Annotated in this window: 19 protein-coding genes and 3 tRNA genes; 12 read left to right on the top strand and 10 right to left on the bottom strand. The window is 47.8% G+C overall.

The features are described 5' to 3' along the window. Nucleotides 1-483 precede the first annotated feature (483 nt). Nucleotides 484-1,053 (bottom strand): winged helix-turn-helix transcriptional regulator, encoded by a 570-nt coding sequence (locus tag AC0S1O_RS05460; protein ID WP_475393318.1) that lies wholly within the window; start codon nucleotides 1,051-1,053, stop codon nucleotides 484-486. A gap of 139 nt (nucleotides 1,054-1,192) precedes the next feature. Here AC0S1O_RS05460 and AC0S1O_RS05455 point away from each other — a divergent pair, with 139 nt between their 5' ends. After that, entirely contained in the window at nucleotides 1,193-2,221 is a 1,029-nt protein-coding gene (locus AC0S1O_RS05455) for a tyrosine-type recombinase/integrase (RefSeq protein WP_475393317.1), read from the top strand. A 19-nt stretch (nucleotides 2,222-2,240) separates the two neighbouring features. On the opposite strand, the gene AC0S1O_RS05450 is transcribed toward AC0S1O_RS05455, so the two are convergent. From AC0S1O_RS05450 to AC0S1O_RS05440, 3 genes are all read right to left on the bottom strand, one after another. Next, a tRNA-Trp gene (locus AC0S1O_RS05450) sits at nucleotides 2,241-2,378 on the bottom strand. 82 nt (nucleotides 2,379-2,460) lie between these two features. Then, nucleotides 2,461-2,568, bottom strand: coding sequence for a 50S ribosomal protein L41e (locus tag AC0S1O_RS05445; RefSeq protein WP_081440616.1), 108 nt, complete (start codon nucleotides 2,566-2,568; stop codon nucleotides 2,461-2,463). Between the two features lie 54 nt (nucleotides 2,569-2,622). Beyond that, nucleotides 2,623-2,697: transfer RNA gene (locus AC0S1O_RS05440), tRNA-Arg, on the bottom strand. Between the two features lie 71 nt (nucleotides 2,698-2,768). Between AC0S1O_RS05440 and AC0S1O_RS05435 the strand changes: the two genes are divergently transcribed. Both AC0S1O_RS05435 and AC0S1O_RS05430 read left to right on the top strand, forming a co-directional pair. Then, entirely contained in the window at nucleotides 2,769-3,329 is a 561-nt protein-coding gene (locus AC0S1O_RS05435) for a CDP-2,3-bis-(O-geranylgeranyl)-sn-glycerol synthase (RefSeq protein WP_475393316.1), read from the top strand. Nucleotides 3,330-3,361: 32 nt separating this feature from the next. Next, a complete protein-coding gene (locus tag AC0S1O_RS05430; protein ID WP_475393315.1) occupies nucleotides 3,362-4,096 on the top strand; it encodes a hypothetical protein in 735 nt (244 codons plus the stop codon). Here the strand turns inward: AC0S1O_RS05430 and AC0S1O_RS05425 are convergent. Further along, nucleotides 4,090-4,758: a metallophosphoesterase family protein gene (locus tag AC0S1O_RS05425; RefSeq protein WP_475393314.1), complete on the bottom strand. Its 669-nt coding sequence runs from the start codon at nucleotides 4,756-4,758 to the stop codon at nucleotides 4,090-4,092. The two genes, AC0S1O_RS05430 and AC0S1O_RS05425, sit on opposite strands and share 7 nt — an antisense overlap. Before the next feature lie 84 nt (nucleotides 4,759-4,842). On the opposite strand from AC0S1O_RS05425, the gene AC0S1O_RS05420 reads away from it, so the two are divergent. From AC0S1O_RS05420 to AC0S1O_RS05410, 3 genes are read left to right on the top strand one after another with little or no spacing between them, the layout of a single operon-like run. Then, complete coding sequence (locus AC0S1O_RS05420; protein ID WP_475393313.1) at nucleotides 4,843-5,514, top strand: TIGR00266 family protein; 672 nt, start codon at nucleotides 4,843-4,845, stop codon at nucleotides 5,512-5,514. Nucleotides 5,515-5,549: 35 nt separating this feature from the next. After that, nucleotides 5,550-7,766 carry a CDC48 family AAA ATPase gene (locus tag AC0S1O_RS05415; protein WP_475393312.1) on the top strand — a complete coding sequence of 739 codons (2,217 nt, stop codon included), beginning with the start codon at nucleotides 5,550-5,552 and terminating at the stop codon, nucleotides 7,764-7,766. A 9-nt stretch (nucleotides 7,767-7,775) separates the two neighbouring features. Continuing rightward, a complete protein-coding gene (locus tag AC0S1O_RS05410) occupies nucleotides 7,776-8,018 on the top strand; it encodes a PRC-barrel domain-containing protein (RefSeq protein ID WP_475393311.1) in 243 nt (80 codons plus the stop codon). On the opposite strand, the gene prf1 is transcribed toward AC0S1O_RS05410, so the two are convergent. Beyond that, a complete protein-coding gene (gene prf1, locus AC0S1O_RS05405; RefSeq protein WP_475393310.1) occupies nucleotides 8,019-9,239 on the bottom strand; it encodes a peptide chain release factor aRF-1 in 1,221 nt (406 codons plus the stop codon). Between the two features lie 88 nt (nucleotides 9,240-9,327). Between prf1 and AC0S1O_RS05400 the strand changes: the two genes are divergently transcribed. Then, entirely contained in the window at nucleotides 9,328-9,750 is a 423-nt protein-coding gene (locus tag AC0S1O_RS05400) for an archease (RefSeq protein ID WP_475393309.1), read from the top strand. Between the two features lie 428 nt (nucleotides 9,751-10,178). Here the strand turns inward: AC0S1O_RS05400 and AC0S1O_RS05395 are convergent. After that, nucleotides 10,179-10,251 (bottom strand) — tRNA-Gly (locus tag AC0S1O_RS05395). A gap of 95 nt (nucleotides 10,252-10,346) precedes the next feature. On the opposite strand from AC0S1O_RS05395, the gene AC0S1O_RS05390 reads away from it, so the two are divergent. Genes AC0S1O_RS05390 through AC0S1O_RS05370 form a run of 5 tightly spaced genes read left to right on the top strand, consistent with a single transcriptional unit; the run spans nucleotide 10,347 to nucleotide 13,814 of the window. Then, on the top strand, nucleotides 10,347-10,574 hold the full coding sequence (locus tag AC0S1O_RS05390) for an LSM domain-containing protein (protein ID WP_015283692.1): 228 nt from the start codon (nucleotides 10,347-10,349) through the stop codon (nucleotides 10,572-10,574). 11 nt (nucleotides 10,575-10,585) lie between these two features. Continuing rightward, nucleotides 10,586-10,753, top strand: a complete 168-nt coding sequence (locus tag AC0S1O_RS05385) for a 50S ribosomal protein L37e (RefSeq protein ID WP_475393308.1) — start codon at nucleotides 10,586-10,588, stop codon at nucleotides 10,751-10,753. Continuing rightward, nucleotides 10,728-12,137, top strand: coding sequence for an amidophosphoribosyltransferase (gene purF, locus AC0S1O_RS05380; protein ID WP_475393307.1), 1,410 nt, complete (start codon nucleotides 10,728-10,730; stop codon nucleotides 12,135-12,137). The genes AC0S1O_RS05385 and purF overlap by 26 nt, the downstream gene beginning before the upstream one ends. Before the next feature lie 37 nt (nucleotides 12,138-12,174). Continuing rightward, entirely contained in the window at nucleotides 12,175-12,423 is a 249-nt protein-coding gene (locus tag AC0S1O_RS05375) for a hypothetical protein (RefSeq protein ID WP_475393306.1), read from the top strand. Continuing rightward, complete coding sequence (locus tag AC0S1O_RS05370) at nucleotides 12,420-13,814, top strand: hypothetical protein (RefSeq protein ID WP_475393305.1); 1,395 nt, start codon at nucleotides 12,420-12,422, stop codon at nucleotides 13,812-13,814. The genes AC0S1O_RS05375 and AC0S1O_RS05370 overlap by 4 nt, the downstream gene beginning before the upstream one ends. Here AC0S1O_RS05370 and AC0S1O_RS05365 read toward each other — a convergent pair whose 3' ends face one another. From AC0S1O_RS05365 to AC0S1O_RS05355, 3 genes are read right to left on the bottom strand one after another with little or no spacing between them, the layout of a single operon-like run. Then, nucleotides 13,815-14,102: a DUF357 domain-containing protein gene (locus AC0S1O_RS05365; protein ID WP_475393304.1), complete on the bottom strand. Its 288-nt coding sequence runs from the start codon at nucleotides 14,100-14,102 to the stop codon at nucleotides 13,815-13,817. It lies immediately after the preceding gene. Nucleotides 14,103-14,140: 38 nt separating this feature from the next. Then, nucleotides 14,141-15,628, bottom strand: a complete 1,488-nt coding sequence (locus AC0S1O_RS05360) for an ATP-binding protein (protein ID WP_475393303.1) — start codon at nucleotides 15,626-15,628, stop codon at nucleotides 14,141-14,143. Nucleotides 15,629-15,654: 26 nt separating this feature from the next. Next, nucleotides 15,655-16,842, bottom strand: coding sequence for a proteasome-activating nucleotidase (locus AC0S1O_RS05355; RefSeq protein WP_475393302.1), 1,188 nt, complete (start codon nucleotides 16,840-16,842; stop codon nucleotides 15,655-15,657). Between the last annotated feature and the right edge of the window lie 25 nt (nucleotides 16,843-16,867).

Raw genomic sequence — 16,867 nt, 5'->3', positions numbered from 1 at the left:
TTAACGAGTATAATATTAGTTAAGCGAGGCGATAGCGTATCTCACAACCTCAGAATTTATTGTACCTACCACATAGGTATATCCAGATGAAATCTACAGGAATTGCTCCATTACCCTCTCAACCTGTGTGGAGATCTCCATAACAGTGGCCCATACATCATCAAAATCGGGCAGACTGCCAATAAGATCCGACAGATGATTCCAGTTATTACGGTATATGTGACGCAGTCTGCCATCCTTCCAATTTCAAATTGCAGGTTTTTTGCCTCAAACTTGGGTCTTATCGGGGATAGCACCGTGCCCATATTAACATGCCCGTATAAGTACCAGATATCGTATATATCCCTGGCTCTACCGGATCTCTGATATATGCTCTCTTTCTGGAGACAAATCGTCCAGACCACATACATGGGCATGAACGGAAATATCCATAGAAAGTCCCAATAGAAGAACGAGAAAAAAACATAAGAGGTAAACCAAACTCTACCAGTACCTGTCCACGTACTTCTGGTACTTCCTGGCCAACCGATAGCCGTTCTCCTCTATCCAGGAGCGGATGAAGTCCGAGAGTTTCGGATCGGCAAACATGTAATGGATGTGGTAGCAGTCCGTGTCATCGTGCAGGTCGCACCAGAAATAGACCTCGTGGCCCTTTCTCCTGGGATAGATGTTGGCAATTCTCTCCTCCCCCATGTGGATGTCCATTATGGAAACGTGATCCTCGTAAACATTGAGGTGCAGGAGTGCACGCATGTTCTTGAACTTCTCAAGATCCCTGGAGGATAACCTGGCAACGCTGCTCGCCTCCTGGAGCTTCTCGGCCACGGCCCTTCCCTTGGGGGTGAGTTCCACGTATATGACCTTCCTTCCCTCAATCTTCTCCTCCATCTTCACGTAGCCCTGGCGCTCCAGATCAATCAGCGTGAGTTTCAGGGTGGAGTAATTCCTCACCACATCCTGGAGTTTTGAGATCTTCATCCTTCCCTCCAGGAGCTTCACGAGCACCGCAGACGCGTTCCTGTTCACGATGGTCTCCCCCTTCACATTACCCATATGTAAGGGGCAGTATTTAAATATTTTCCCTGCAGATTACAGATGTGTAGAATGAAAAATTTAAATACATCCTTCACTATACACTTTTGTAAAGTGGTAATTTGATGTCGGAGGAGGAATTCTGGAGGTGTGAAAGTGAATGTATATAAGGGATGGGGTGCATGCTCATGCGATGCCTCGGGCCAGGGACCCGCCGTGGGCCCGGAGGCTGGAGGAGTTCCTGGACACCAAGTCGGTGGAGGTGAGCGATTACACAATACGCAAGTACAGGCGGGAGATCGGGAGGACCCTGAGAATGCTGGCGGATGCCGGACTGGAGGCAGATCCGAAGCGTATTGGCGAGAGGGAGATTCGCTTTCTCCTGAAGCAGTGGAGAGGCGCGGGACTGCATCCGAACTACATAAAGTGGAAGATGAGCCACCTGGCCCTAATACTGAACTTCTACGGGAACAGCGTGCTCAAGAGAATGCACATATCCCTGAAGGCCAGGGAGAGAACGAACGTGCGCTGGCTGAGCGACGGAGAGGTGGAGAGGATCTGGGCCGCAGCGGAGCAACTTGGACCGGAGTACGAGATACGCATACACCTGGGCCTGGACCTGTGTCTCCGCAAGGTGGAGATGTTCCGGCTGAAGATATCCGATTTCTGGAGAGCGGGAAACGGCCACGGAAAGATAAGGGTGCTCGGCAAGGGCAGGGATGGAGGAAAGGAGGCCTACATACCCTTCCATCCGGACACGGAGTACTACCTGGAGAGGTACCTGAACTGGAGAGAGGAGCAGTTCAGGAAGGCGGAGGAGAGGGGCCTGAGAATAGAGGAAGAGGCCAGGGAATCCCTGCTGATCTGGTACAGGGAGGACATGGGCATAGGCAAGGAGCACTACACCACGATGGACAACAGGCTCACGAGGATCTCCAGGCTCTCAGGGGTGAGGTTCTCCTATCACGATCTCCGCCGCACGGGAGCAAGGTTTTACTGGGAGCAGGGCTGGCCCCTGGTGGCCATCCAGCATCTTTTGAGACACGAGAAGATAGAGACGACCATAAGGTACCTGGGACTCAGGTACGACATAGTGGAAGAAGCCTTGTGGGCCCAGAGGGGCCGGGGAGCTGGGCGACCTCTGCCCCTCCAGGCGGGAAAAACCAACAGCGTGATTTTCCGTATTTAACGGGTTTTGTGAGTACAAGTGGGGGCACTGGGATTCGAACCCAGGTCCGCGGGTCTCTCCTGTGGGTCAGCGCTCCAGTTACTCATCATCTTTCAGCTGACCCGCTTGTCATCATCTAACTGGAGCCCACCAGGATGCCTGACTACCCCATGCCCCCGCAATTACGGGTAATTTCAGCAAAGATATAAAATTTACCATTAAAGAAGGTCAAATTTGAAAAGCAAGAAATGAAAAGAGTATCAACTCTTGTTTGCCCGTCTCTGCCTCATAAGACGGCGCATTCTCTTCTTTCTCCACTTCCAGCGCATCTTTCCCCGTTTTTTCCAACTTCTTGAACTTCGCTTCATTGTGACACCAACCCTCGGTAAATTGAACTCAAATATAAATTTTGCCCACAAAAACGGGCGCGGCGGGATTCGAACCCGCGACCACTGACTTAGAAGGCCAGCGCCCTATCCATGCTAGGCCACGCGCCCAATCCCCTAATAAGCACGCCTTATTTAATTTTTACCAAAAATTTATTTTGAGCATTCGCATTGCCATACCGATGAACGTAATTGCAGAGATCATCGCAGCCCTATGGCTCATGCTCCCCGCCTACGTACCAAATTCGGCAGCCGTGCTATTCAAGGGGAAAACCCCCATGGACCTTGGAAAAAATTTCATAGATGGGAGGAGAATATTGGGAAAGGGTAAAACATGGCGAGGATTTTTCGGTGGCTCGCTCACAGGATTTTTTCTTGGAATGATCCTAAATTTTCTCGCCCGATTTCTCCCCCAGCCCTATTTTCCTCCGTTCTCTGAGAGCATACTTAGAGCCATTGGCATAATTCTCTGCCTGGCATTTGGAGCCATGCTTGGAGATGCAACGGGATCGTTCATAAAGAGAAGATTGGGAATAGAAAGCGGGGGCAGGGCGTTTCTCCTCGATCAACTCACCTTCGTATTTGTGGCTTGGCTTCTTGTTTGGATTTTTTACCCCTCGTTCTTCATGTTCGCATTTGGCAACATTCCTGCATTGCTCACAATACTCGTTCTGACTCCGCTGATACATAGAGGCGTGAACATTGCGGCATACAAAATGGGAAAGAAGTCCGTTCCATGGTAAAGTTTAAAATTATGCAAAATATAGGGATTTGAATGAAATTCACAGTTATACTCCTAGCTCTTATGCTCACCTACGTTAGTTCCCCCGCCCACGTACCAAATTTTGATAATTTCACAACTCCCGTGATCGAGCCCGGCCATAGCGGAAAATTCAATTTCACCATAAAGAACAGGTACGTTGCTCCCATGAAAAACTGTGTGCTGCACATAACAATCTACATGTGGGCCACGGAGCAGGAGGCAAAGAGCATATGGAAAATAAGAGATCCTCCAGTGATCGAGGAATCCGACAATGTCAATTACACAATGAATCTTGGAGATATAAACCCTAGGGAAATCGTACCTGTGGCATTTCATATTAAAACCCTATCAGACACTCCCGATGGCGTGTACTTCGTGAGATTTTCCCTATTCTTCAAATACAATGGTACCACATACAAAATGTGGTCTCCCGGGTATTTCTCCAAGGAGGAATGGAACAGGGCAACGGAGAATCACACCATCAACCTGAAATACCTCTCATATGTGCTCGGTCAGCCGGTGGATGGCATAATTCCCGATTCTTCCTTCAGCGTCAAGAGCAGTTTACTCTGGATATTCTACGTGCTCGTGGGAGTAACAATTCTTGTGGGAATGGCAGCATTTTACACCTATTTACACGAAGAAGGTAAAATCGGGAAGAAGGAAGAATACGCATACCAACTCAAGGGCAAGTACAGGTACCTTGAAAGGAAAGTCAGAGAGAAGATGAAAAAGAAAAATCAGTAACCCATGTAAAGCCTCTCTCCCAAAATTGGTGGCAGATCATTTTCAATTATGGCGTTGTAAACCTCGTCTATTGGATACTCCACCCGCCTTATCTCATAGATTCCCTTATCAATATCCACAATGGCAAAGGATGCCTGGGGATCTCCGTCCCTGGGCTGTCCCACACTTCCCGGATTTATTATAACCCCTTTTTCAAATTTCTTAACGAAGGGAACATGGGTGTGTCCCAGCACAAGCATATCAGGATTCTCGTACCGAAGCAAGCCCTCATCGGCATCCTCTGGGTACACGTAGTAATCCTCATTAAAGGGAGCCCCGTGATGCACCGAGATTCTCCTGCCTGCATATTCAACGAGCATACTGTCCTTAAGGGAGTAAAGATACTCAAGGTTCGCTCTTGTGAGCTCTCTTCGGGTCCATGCAGCAGCAGTGGCTGCATACGCATTGAAATGAGAGTAATCATCGTATATGACAGCACGATCATGATTTCCACGGATACATTGGATATTTCTTTTCCTTATCTCCCAGATCACCTCGTTGGGCCATGGATTGTACCCAACAAGATCTCCCGCACAGAGAATCAAATCGGCATCCTCAATCTCTTCAAGCACAACCTTGAAGGCAGGAAGATTGCCATGGATGTCCGAAATAAGAGCGAGCATGGTGAAAGCCATGCTCAGGGTTAAAATAAAATTAACGTTGGAAAAAGATTAATAGGCCAATTTCCATGGGTTACAGGGATAAAAATGAAGAGCGAGATTTTGCATAAACCTGCTTTTGCAGAACTGAAGGTTCATCTCTCTCCTGGAGAGAGCGTGACTGCCGAGGCCGGAGCCATGGTGTACATGTCCTCAAACATAGGGGTGAGAACAACAACCGGTGGAGGATTTTTGAAGGGGCTCGCACGGAAGATACTGACCAGGCAGACGCTTTTTATGAACACATACTACGCTGAGAGCAGCGGGGGTTATGTTGTATTTGCACCTGGATTGCCAGGAGATATCATGGAAATTGATGTGTCAAAACCTCTGTACGTTTCAGACACAAACTATCTTGCCAGCACAGGATTGCAGTTTGGGGTGAAATTCACAGGATTCAGGGGCATATTCACGCCCGGTGGAATGTTCTGGTTTAAACTTGAAGGTACTGGAAAGGTATGGCTTGCGACCTTTGGCGGTGTGGATGTGATTGAGTTGAAACCAGGAGAGCATCTGCTGATAGACAACATTCATCTGGCCGCCTTTGATGCCGGAATGCAATTCAGACTGCGCAAATTTGGAAAGCTAAAATCCTTCCTTTTCGGTGGCGAATACCTGCTCACCGAGTTTGAAGGGCCAGGTAGGGTATTCATACAGTCCAGGAACCTGCCAGTGTTTGCAAATATCCTGTACAGGTACATGCCCAAGAACAACGATTGAAAAAGTTTATTAACTCTTCGGAGTTAGCGTGCCCCATGGAAAAGGAACTCATACTCAGAGTTGCAGAGGCTCCCCAGATGGATGTAGGTCTGGGTAGAGCAAGGTTGGATACCTCATCACGCCTCATGCTTGGTCTGGAGGTGGGCGATGTAATAGAGATTGAAGGAAAACGTGTCACAGCCGCCAGAGTTTTCAGGGCCAAGCAGGAGGATGAGGGTCGAGGAATAATAAGAATAGATGGCCACATAAGACGCAATGCCAAGGTCACCGTTGGTGATAAGGTTCGCGTTAGAAGGGCCGAACCCGTTGAGGCAGAAAGAATTGTGATTGCTCCACTTATCGGGAAGAATCAGAGACTCAGATTCGGTGAGGGTATAGGTGAGTTCATAAGAAGGGTCCTGCTCAAAAGACCTCTGGTTGAGGGAGATGAGATAGTTGTACCAAACATAACCCTTATGGGGCGTACAGGCATACTTTTTCAGGTTGTAAAAACCCTGCCCGGAAAGAAGGTTGTTCAGGTGGGAGCACAGACAGTCATAGAGGTTAGGGAGGAACCACCAACAGAGATGGAGGAAGAGCTTGAGCACGTTACCTACGAGGACATAGGAGGACTGGAGAACGAACTTCAAAAGGTCAGGGAGATGATCGAGTTACCTCTGAAGCATCCCGAACTGTTTGAAAGATTGGGCATTGAACCTCCAAAGGGTGTGCTTCTATACGGCCCACCTGGAACGGGGAAAACTCTCATAGCAAAGGCAGTGGCCAATGAGAGCAATGCGAATTTTTACGCCATAAACGGGCCGGAGATAATGAGCAAGTTCTACGGGCAGAGCGAGCAAAGGTTGAGGGAAATATTCCAAAAGGCCCAGAAAAATGCGCCAAGCATAATATTCATTGACGAGATTGACAGCATCGCTCCAAAGAGGGAGGAAGTTACAGGGGAGGTCGAAAGGAGGGTGGTTGCCCAGCTTCTGACGCTCATGGACGGTTTGAGCAGGAGGGGTCACATAATTGTTATTGGAGCGACCAACAGGATTGATGCCATAGATCCAGCTCTGCGCAGGCCTGGAAGGTTTGACAGGGAAATTGAAATAGGCATACCCGATAAGAAGGGAAGAAAGGAGATCCTTCAAATTCACACCAGGGGTATGCCAATTGAGGGCACTCCGGAGGATAGGGATAAACTGCTTGAAGAACTTGCAGAACTCACCCATGGATTTGTGGGTGCAGACCTGGCAGCCCTTGCAAGGGAGGCAGCCATGAAAGCCCTCCGCAGATACCTTCCCCAGATAGATCTGGATAAGCCCGTACCCACCGAGATTCTCGAAAACATGAAGGTCAAAAGAGAGGACTTCAAAGAGGCGCTTAAGGAGATAGAACCCAGCGTTCTACGTGAGGTGATGATCGAAATACCCTCCGTCCACTGGGATGAGATAGGAGATCTGGATGAGGCAAAGAGGGTACTGAAGGAGGCCGTTGAATTACCCCTGAAAGAACCACAAAAATTCAAGGAGATGGGAATAAGACCTTCCAAGGGTGTGCTTTTATACGGCCCACCTGGCACGGGGAAAACCCTTCTCGCCAAGGCAGTCGCAACTGAGAGTGATGCAAATTTCATAAGCATTAAGGGACCCGAGGTCATGAGCAAGTGGGTTGGAGAGAGTGAGAAGGCCATAAGGGAGATCTTCAAAAAGGCAAAACAGTCCTCTCCCTGCATAGTTTTCCTCGATGAGATAGATTCCATTGCTCCACGCCGCGGTTATTACTCAGGTTCCGGTGTTACTGAGAGAATCGTGAATCAACTTCTAACCTCCATGGATGGACTCACGAAGATGGAGGGGGTGGTTGTGATTGCGGCTACCAATCGCCCGGATATTGTGGACCCTGCCCTCTTGAGACCTGGAAGAATAGACAGGATAGTTTACATACCTCCTCCAGATGAGAGGGCAAGGCTTGAGATTTTAAAGGTCCATACCCGCAACATGCCCCTTGCAGAAGACGTATCGCTGGAGAAAATCGCAAGAGAGACAGAATTCTACACAGGAGCGGATCTGGAAAACCTGTGCAGGGAGGCGGGGATGGCTGCCATAAGGGAAGAGAGTGAAAATGTGAGGATGAAACACTTTGAAGAGGCACTGAAAATAGTGCACCCCTCCCTAGACAAAGAAACAATAAAATACTACGAAAACATTGGGTTAGAGTTGAGTAAGGGTGTTAAAACCAAAAAGGAGGATTTGGGCTACTACTCGTGAGGTGGTAATATGAGGAAGTTCGTAACGGAATTGAGAGGAAAAACTGCCATGACGGATGACGGAATGATTCTCGGAACCATTGACAATTTCGTGATAGATACGGAGACGGGCAAAATAATGCACATGCTGATAATTCCCGCCGAAGATTTTGATGCAAGGGGATTCAAAAAGGATGCACAGGGCAGGTTGATAATGCCGTTCCAAACAATGCGCTCTGTGCGAGATGTGGTTGTGCTGACACTCAAAAAATAATCAGCGATAGCGCAGTATTGCGGCTATACCACCGAAAGCCTTTGAAAATATTTTTCCCTCTTCACTTTCATCGGAGATGAGTTCCACCTGTGTGTTGAACTGCTCTGCTATATCGTAGTACTCCTCTATCAGATCTCTCTTTTCCACTATGTCCATTGCTGCACCGCAATTGGGACACGTTTTTTCAGGAATCTCACCCTTCACAGTTTCCCTCACCTCATACCCACACTGGGGGCATTTCCAGGTAACCCTGTATCTCCTCAAACTGTCGGAAATGAGGAGCACATCCACCGCACCACGCTCAAGAGCCTCACGCACTTCCCTCTCTCCATAAAGAGCCAGTCCACCATCGGGCTTTCTGATCTCCCTGAAAAATCTCTGGAGCAGTTGCCTTTCACGGAAAACCTCAAGATTTTTCAGCGTGGTTGATGCCTTTTCCACAAGTTCGTGCAGTCCGTACTCATCTGTATAACCAACATCAAAAACCTCAATTATCTTCTTTTTGAGTTCATGATGCAGGTAATCACCCTTGAGAAAACTGTCCTTGGTGCCTCCAGGACCACCCACAAGTATGCCCTTGAGCCTTTCTTCGGCAAGGAATACCTCGTTGGCCTTGTCTCCCACCTTCTTGAAAAATTCGTGCACGGCCAGTTCTATGAGTCTCTCAAACCTTCGCGATGATTGCCCACCCTGGTGATGTTTGCTGGGAACCATACTATCCAGATGTTTCACAACCTCAATTCTCGTACCCTTAAGAAATCCAATGGTGGCTTCCTTCCTATCTATGACCAGAAGCCCGTATATATCCTTATCTCCCAGCATTGCCTTCAAGGGATCAAGATAGAACTTGGAATCGCATTTGTAAATAAAGGACTGCACCGGCTCAGGAGGTTCAAGAACGTATGAAACCATCTCGGTCTGATCCCCTCTCTTTATCACATGTCCAACAAAAACCACCAGGCCGTTTGGAGGGGGCATCTTGAAGTACTTCAGGCGAGACATTATACTCTCAATTGCGCTCATAACATTCTTTCGCGTGGTTTTGCTCTTTATATTTGCCGATGTTCCATACTCATCACGCAGGTATGCTATAACATCCGAAATGGGACGCTTTGGAGGTACGTAAACGGATATCAACTCGGTACCCCTACCTTCGTATTTCTCAAGTTCCTCCAGATACCTCCGAAACTCGTATTTCTTCCGTGCCTCCTCGCTGTCCATTTTTCCACACCTTAATTGGGGAAATGGTTCTCTCTAATAAATATTAGCCCTAAGAAAAATTTAAATTCTACATTTCGCTTTTCCCGATGTGGAATATGACTACGAGATCTTTGACCACACCGCTGATGTGGGCATAATCGTACATGGAGAAACCGTGGAAGAACTATTTGAAAAGGCCGCCTACGCGATGTTTGACATAATTTTAAACGCTGAAAAAATTCAAGATGCGGGGAAATACCGGGTATCCGTATCATCACCAACCCTGGAGGATCTCATGGTTGACTGGCTCTCCGAACTGCTTTACGTGTTCTCCACCGAACTCTTCGTCATGGGAAAATTCGAGGTGAAAATAAAAAAACTTGAGGACGGATATCACCTGGACGCTACCTGCTGGGGCGAGCCGTACAGGAGGAAGAAACATGGGATAAAGACGGAGATAAAGGCCGTCACCTATCACGAATTGAGAGTTGACCCGGAGAAGGGATGCGCCAAGGTTCTGTTTGACATATGATCGAATATTGCTCACCGCTTTTTTAAAGCCCGCACCAAAATCTTGAGATCCAGAAAGAAGAAAAATTTAGTTTCTTTCCGGGTAAAGCCGCTTTCTTTCCAAGAAAGCGGCTCAATGAAATCAAAGGAAGAAACAGAATTTCTTTGGTCACAAAGCACCTTTCTTTCTTCTATTCGTTTGACAAAAAACCCTTAAGGGAAGAGGGTGGAGGGAGAAACGAGCCACAATGTGGCATGTGGCGAGTTTACCTCCATAAGGAGGTTAAACCGGAGGTGTCTCCTCCAGTGCAGGCGCCGGGATTCGGCGCCCCGTTCGGGGCTTGCTCGCAACTCACCATGCTCGTTGCTCGTGAACCCGAGCTAAGGGCTTGGAGAGAAATATAACTTCTTTGGGGGTAAAGCACCTTTCTTTCTAAGAAAGGGGCTCAGTGCAGGCGCCGGGATTTGAACCCGGGCTAAGGGCTTGGAAGGCCCTTGTGCTGCCAGACTACACTACGCCTGCCCAAAAACGGAAATAATGAGGGGATATATAAATTTGGCGTTGCAGCCAAGCCAAAATTTAAATATGGGAATTAAATAAAGGGCGTAGTGGTAAAGATGACAGAACAACTGAAACCCCTGCATGTTCTCCACGAAAGCCTAAACAAGCCCGTGTTAGTTGCGATGAAGGGCAATAAGGAGTATCGTGGAGTGCTGGACGGCTACGACCAGCATCTCAATCTCGTGCTGAAAAATGTGGAAGAAATAATAAATGGAGAATCCAAAGGCGTGCATAACGTTGTGATCGTGAGAGGAGATAATGTAATTTACATATCCCCACCCTGAGGTGAGTAAAAATGACGAAAGGTACAACATCAAAGGGTAAGCGAAACAGAACGCCCACACACATCGTGTGCAGAAGATGCGGACACAAGACCTATAACGTGCATACAAAGAGGTGCTCCCACTGTGGCTATCCTGCCCCAAGAATGCGCTCCTATGCGTGGGCTAAAAAGAAGAAATGAGTACTGCGGGATAGCTGGTTTTGTTTCCAAATTTGATGTTTCTCAACTGCTTTATTTTTCCCTTCGCGCCCTTCAACACAGGGGTCAGGAGAGTGCGGGTATAGCCACCTATGCCAGGGAGGATATTCTTCTGCACAGGGGAATGGGACTAGTTCACGAGGTTTTCAATTCCCAGATTCTAAATAATCTTAGAGGAAACGTGGGCATAGGGCACGTCAGATACTCAACCACAGGAGGTTCAATAGAGGAGAACGCCCAGCCCATAAAAATCTACACAAAGGAGCACAGAATCGCGGTGGCTCACAACGGGGAAATAGTGAACGTCCGGGAACTGCAGGATTTTTTGGGCAGGGCAGGTTCTGCATTTGTCACAAAGGCAGACAGCGAGATCATAGCCAGGTTGCTTGCCTACCAGTTGAGCAAGCACGATGTGATCGAGAGTTTGAAGAACATGGTTCGGATGCTCAGGGGCTCGTTCTCCCTTGCCATTCTCATAGACAGACGCCTGTTCGCCATCAGGGACCCATTTGGCATTAGACCCCTCGCACTGGGAGAGATAAACGGTGGATTCGGAGTCGCATCTGAAAGCACCGCGTTCCATGCCATTGGGGGACAATTCATCAGAGATGTTCAACCCGGTGAGATTGTTGAGGTACGGGAAGATGGTTTCTTGAGCCACCATGTATTCAGGAAAAAACATTACGCTCACTGTATGTTTGAATACGTTTACTTTGCAAGGGCCGATAGCATAATAGATGGACAACTGGTTTACGATGTACGTCGTAGAATCGGGCATATTCTTGCAGAGGAGCATCCTGCAAATGCGGATGTGGTTGTTCCCGTTCCCGATTCCGGAAGGGCCCATGCCCTGGGATTCTCTGAAGAAAGCGGTATCCCCTATGCAGAGGGGCTTATGAAGAACAGATACGTGGAGCGCACCTTCATCCTTCCATCCCAGGAAACAAGGGTGATGGAAATAAATATGAAGCTCAGTCCCGTTAAATCGGTTGTGGATGGAAAGAGAATTGTGCTCGTGGATGATAGCATAGTGCGTGGAAACACGATGCGAAAAATAGTGAGGATGCTGAAGGATGCGGGAGCAAAGGAAGTGCATGTTCGCATAGGCTCTCCTCCCATAATCGCACCCTGTTATCTTGGCATAGATATGAAGACGCGCGAGCAATTCATAGCCGCCGGAAGGAGCGTGGAAGAGATAAGAAGAACAATAGGAGCAGATTCTCTTGGATACATAAGCATAGAGGGGCTTGTGAGGGCAATTGGACTGCCAAGGGAGGACATCTGCCTGGGGTGCCTAACTGGGGAGTATCCAGTAGCTATTGATGGAGAGAAGATAAGGTTCCAGAGCGATCTTGAGGGGTTCTGACCACAACTTATATTATCCCGTAGCCCATGGGTATGCCGTGAAGAAGATAAGAAAATTGAATATGAGGAAGGACTTCGAGTTCCGCTACATGCTCGGTCAGGCACTCAAGGATCTTCCAGAAGGTGTGCAGGGTTCTCTCAAGGGTAGCATATACGCAAAGGCATCGAATCAGGGAATAAGGGAGGCAAAGGAGTACATTCTGAAGAAGAGGGATGAAGGTGTTATAGACGAAAAACTGGCAAAGAGATTGATAGACCTGCTTTATAAGTACAGCGTGTACAGATGATAGGGGACTACATTCTACCAACTCCTCTTCCGAAAAAACTCAAATCAAAATTTTTGGGAAGTACCTTGAGAATTGGAGAGCATCGCAGTTTTGAAGGTTTCATCGTCAGGGTTTCAAATGCGCAGCACCTAAGAGATCTTCTCTGGAACTTCCTATCACCAAGGATTGGCGATTTTACAGTTAAGGGTATAACCCCATTTCCCGAAAATGGTTACCCTGTAATGCTTCTCATCATACCCCACTGGATAAAACTCAATTTTTCATTTGGCTTTGTGGAGGGGAGAGTATACGATTTATCCCAATTCTCCCCACTCCCCGGAAGATTTTTGCTTGTGGAAAATGCGAGAAAAATGCAGGTGGAAAAGTACCTGATCGGCGAGGCCCCCTCTCTAAATGGAAGAAAAATATACAACATATTTGACCTGGCCTTCGCGGAATCCACCAGAGATGTGATGCTTTCCCTTTTCATGTCATCTGGTAATTATCTAACGAGAATTGGAGGATGCACAGTATCGCTCCTCAACACACTCTCGGAGCACTATGCCTCAAATTTCAAGGAGATTGAAAGCATCGTGAAAGGACTCAATCCCATTTTAACGAAGAATTCAATAAGGGTGGAATTGATATACGAAGAGCCACTGAAGGTGAGCATCAGAAGCGCTCTTAGAATAAAGTACGAGCAGATGAAGAGCAGCAAGGCGGCAAAGTTTTACGAGAGCAGAAGAGGAAGGGAGTGGGAGAAGAGTGCAATAACAGATGCCACAGTAAAAATGGAAAATCTGATCAACTCTGCAGAACTTGCCTTCATACCCTACAGGGAGGAGGTACAGGTGGATGATTCTGAACTTCGCGAATACTCACTTGACATAGCCACCTACGTCCTGCACAGGCATATTATTCAACCAGAAATAGACGTAGATGCAATCATCCCGATGAAGGAGAGAATTATGGGGAAGATCGACTCAGAATTTCCCCTGCTCTCGGAGGCAATGAAGATGGGAATACTGATGGACATTTCTGATGTGAACGGATTTGGAGAGCACATAGGAAGGCTGATAAACTCCTGGGAGAGGCTGAGCGTGGGTGATCCCCTAAGAAAGGTGCTAAATCTCTACACCATTCTTTTTGAGAGGGTAGAGGATGCATTACAGGATAGGCTCAGAAGAGAGATATCGGCGCTCAGCGAGAAAAAGAGATTTGAAAGGGCCATAAACCGAATTCTCTGGGAACTGAACGTTCTCCGTCCGGAGGGATGGGATTTCTTTTACTTTGAAAGAAAACTGGAGGATAGGGGCATATTCAGAAATGCAGAAAGGATATTTGAAGAACTCGTGCAGAAGGGCATAGTGATAAGAAAAAAAGATAAATTCTTGGCTGTGGGACAGATCTGATCACCTTGCAAGTGTGAACAGTGTGTGGTCATCCTCGACATCAAAAAGACCCAATCTGGCTCCCGCATCTAGCCAGCCATGGGCGTAGTAAATTGCTCCCAGCGCCCTTACATAATCCCCCTTTTTACGGAAGTACTCTGCATCCTCCATATAGGCCTTCGCCATACTCAGAAAATCCCTGGCTATGGGGTAAAGATGAGAGTTTTCAGGTACGGATATTTTAACCTTTTCATACGCCTTCCTTGTGATTTCAAAATAATGATGCAAGGTTTCATCCTCTATTTCCATGGATGAGGATATGAGCAAAGAGATAAAAAGATGATGCCTTAAACCACCTTCACGCTCTCTCCACCATGTTTGGTCTCCCTGGGTCTGATTTCCACAAACAGGGGCATGGGGATATTTCCCCCCGTAACCAGGGCAACACCCACGGGCAAGCGCTGTATCTCCTCAAGTGAGCCCTTGGTTAGGCCCTCAACCGAGTTGCCAATCGCACGCAGATCATTGGGATTGGTCACGCGGAGAATAATCTGCGTATTGCACTGGGATAGAATGTTCTTATCTACCTTGGCAGGTCTCTGGGAGATTATGCAGAGTCCGAGTCCGAATTTCCGACCCTCCGAGGCAATGGTTCTTAAAATTTTTGTGGACGAGGCCGTTCCCTGCTGGGGTGCATAGTTATGGGCCTCTTCAATCACGAGCATAAGGGGTGGAATCTTGTTCCTCTTTCTCAACTCAAAAAGAGCCATTGAGAGTCTCTGAACCACCAGTTCCTGAATATCCGGAGGCACTCCCCTCAGATTTATTATTGAAAGTTTTCCCTGCTGCACAATATCCCCCAGTCTTGTTCCCTTCCTATCAAATACACCCATCTCATCAAGGTACTCCAGCTGAGCAATGAGAGGCGCAAGAGAGTTATTCTCCTCACTTTCAAGGATGCGAATAACATCCCGTATGTTGAAATACTGCTTGGAGGTCTTAAGCAAATCCATCGCCTTGCGAAGGGGTATGAGGTACTGCCTGGCATCAAGGTTCATCAGATTCAGAAGTTCACGGGGACTCATGGATGCAAGGGTGAACTTTAGAGGCTTGCCCTTGTTAAGCTGCACATCCGGGGTGAATACCTTTATCTTTGATGCGTAACCACGGGGTGTAACGCCAAACACACCATGCATCTTCGTTTTCTTTCCAGGAGTGCCGAGGGAGATGTACTCCCCATGGGGATCTATAACAACAGCCGTTACATTGTGCTTGAGAAGCTCTTCAAGAAGTACCCCTGTGAAGTAACTCTTGCCCGCACCTGTCTTTGCAAGGATGCTCACATGCTTCTGCACCAAAACGTTTATGTCCAGATAAATGGGAATCTTTCTGTACCTGTAGAGCCGCCCAATATAGGCTCCCTTTTCACCAATCTCCTTGATGCCAATTACCCTCTTTATGAACTCCTCCTCAGCCTTGTAAACCACACTGCCCACATTGAAGGGTGTGCGCGGAAATTGAAGAAGCCCACGCTCATCACGATAACCTATTACAACCACCAGGGCGGAAACAACCTCATTTATCTTCAGATTTTCATTGGCAATTTTAACAGCCTTTTCAAGGGTTAAATTTGTTTTCCTCTTTATCTCATCAACCTTTCCCAGAACCCAGCCAAAACGTTCGTGGTAAACCTGAACGTAATCGCCCTGCTCCAGATTTCCGGTCACGTGGCATAGAAACTCAGTGGTACCCACATCACCGTAGATTATCCCAACCTTTTTAAGCCCGTTATTCGTATACTCACCACTTGCCGTATCCACATCTATCGCGCTCATCTATCCATCCCTTCTGGCAATTCTATTTATGCGAACATCTCGCCTGGTGCTTCTTTTCTCATCTCATCCGCGTGAAGGAATTTTCTTATTGCCTTCTCAAAGTCATCATGGGTGACGTAGTCCCGCTCATCGCGGATGGCAAACATTCCAGCCTCCATACATATTACCTTAAGATCCGCCCCACTGAACCCGTCTGTCTTCTTGGCAATTCTCTCAATGTCCACATCCTTAAGGTTCATACGCCTTGTGTGGATCTTGAGAATCTCAACACGGGCATCGTAATCGGGATAGGGCACCTGAATGATCCTGTCAAACCTACCGGGCCTGAGTAGGGCCTCATCAAGTATATCAGGCCTGTTTGTGGCCGCTATTATCTTCACATTATCAAGGGGCTCAAAACCATCAAGTTCCGCAAGAAGTTGCATGAGGGTGCGCTGCACCTCCCTGTCCCCGGATGTGGCCATATCAAGGCGCCTGGCACCTATTGCGTCTATCTCGTCAATGAAAACTATGCTCGGAGCCTTCTTTCTCGCAAGATCAAACAGTTCACGCACAAGTTTTGCTCCCTCTCCAATGTACTTGCGCACCAACTCGCTCCCCACGGTTCGGATGAACGTCGCATGGGTATGGTGAGCCACCGCCTTGGCAAGCAGGGTTTTTCCAGTGCCCGGAGGACCTGCCAGAAGCACGCCCTTTGGTGGCTCAATGCCGACCTTCTTGTAGAGCTCTGGCTTCAGAAGTGGAAGTTCCACCGCCTCGCGGATCTCTCTAATCTGCTTGTCCAAACCCCCAATATCATCATATGTCACATTTGGCTTCTCAATTATTTCGGCCGCAGCAATTGATGGATCGTAGGATTCTGGTATCATATGTACTATGGCAAAGGTCTGCTTGTTTAGTGCAACCTTTGCACCGGGTTTTATGGATTCCCTGGGAACATAGGAGGATACGTTCACAATGAAGGTTGGACCTGCGCTGCTTCTCACAACGATCTTATTCTCATCAATAACATCCTCAATGGTTCCAACGAGAAGTGGAGGGGCCTTCATACGGTTTATCTCCTTTCGCAAGCGCTCAATCTCGCCCTGCAATCTACGCAGTTCCGCCTCAAGATAACGTTTTTCATCCTCCAGAATACGTACCTGCCTCTGAAGTTCCTCCCTATCGTAATCATAATCGATTATGTCACCGCTATCCACGAAATCCTTAGGCATGTTCAAGCACCGTTTTCCATATTGG

The sequence above is a fragment of the Candidatus Aciduliprofundum sp. HYA1 genome (genome assembly GCF_056175085.1).
This window is presented reverse-complemented; position numbering and strand designations above follow the sequence as displayed.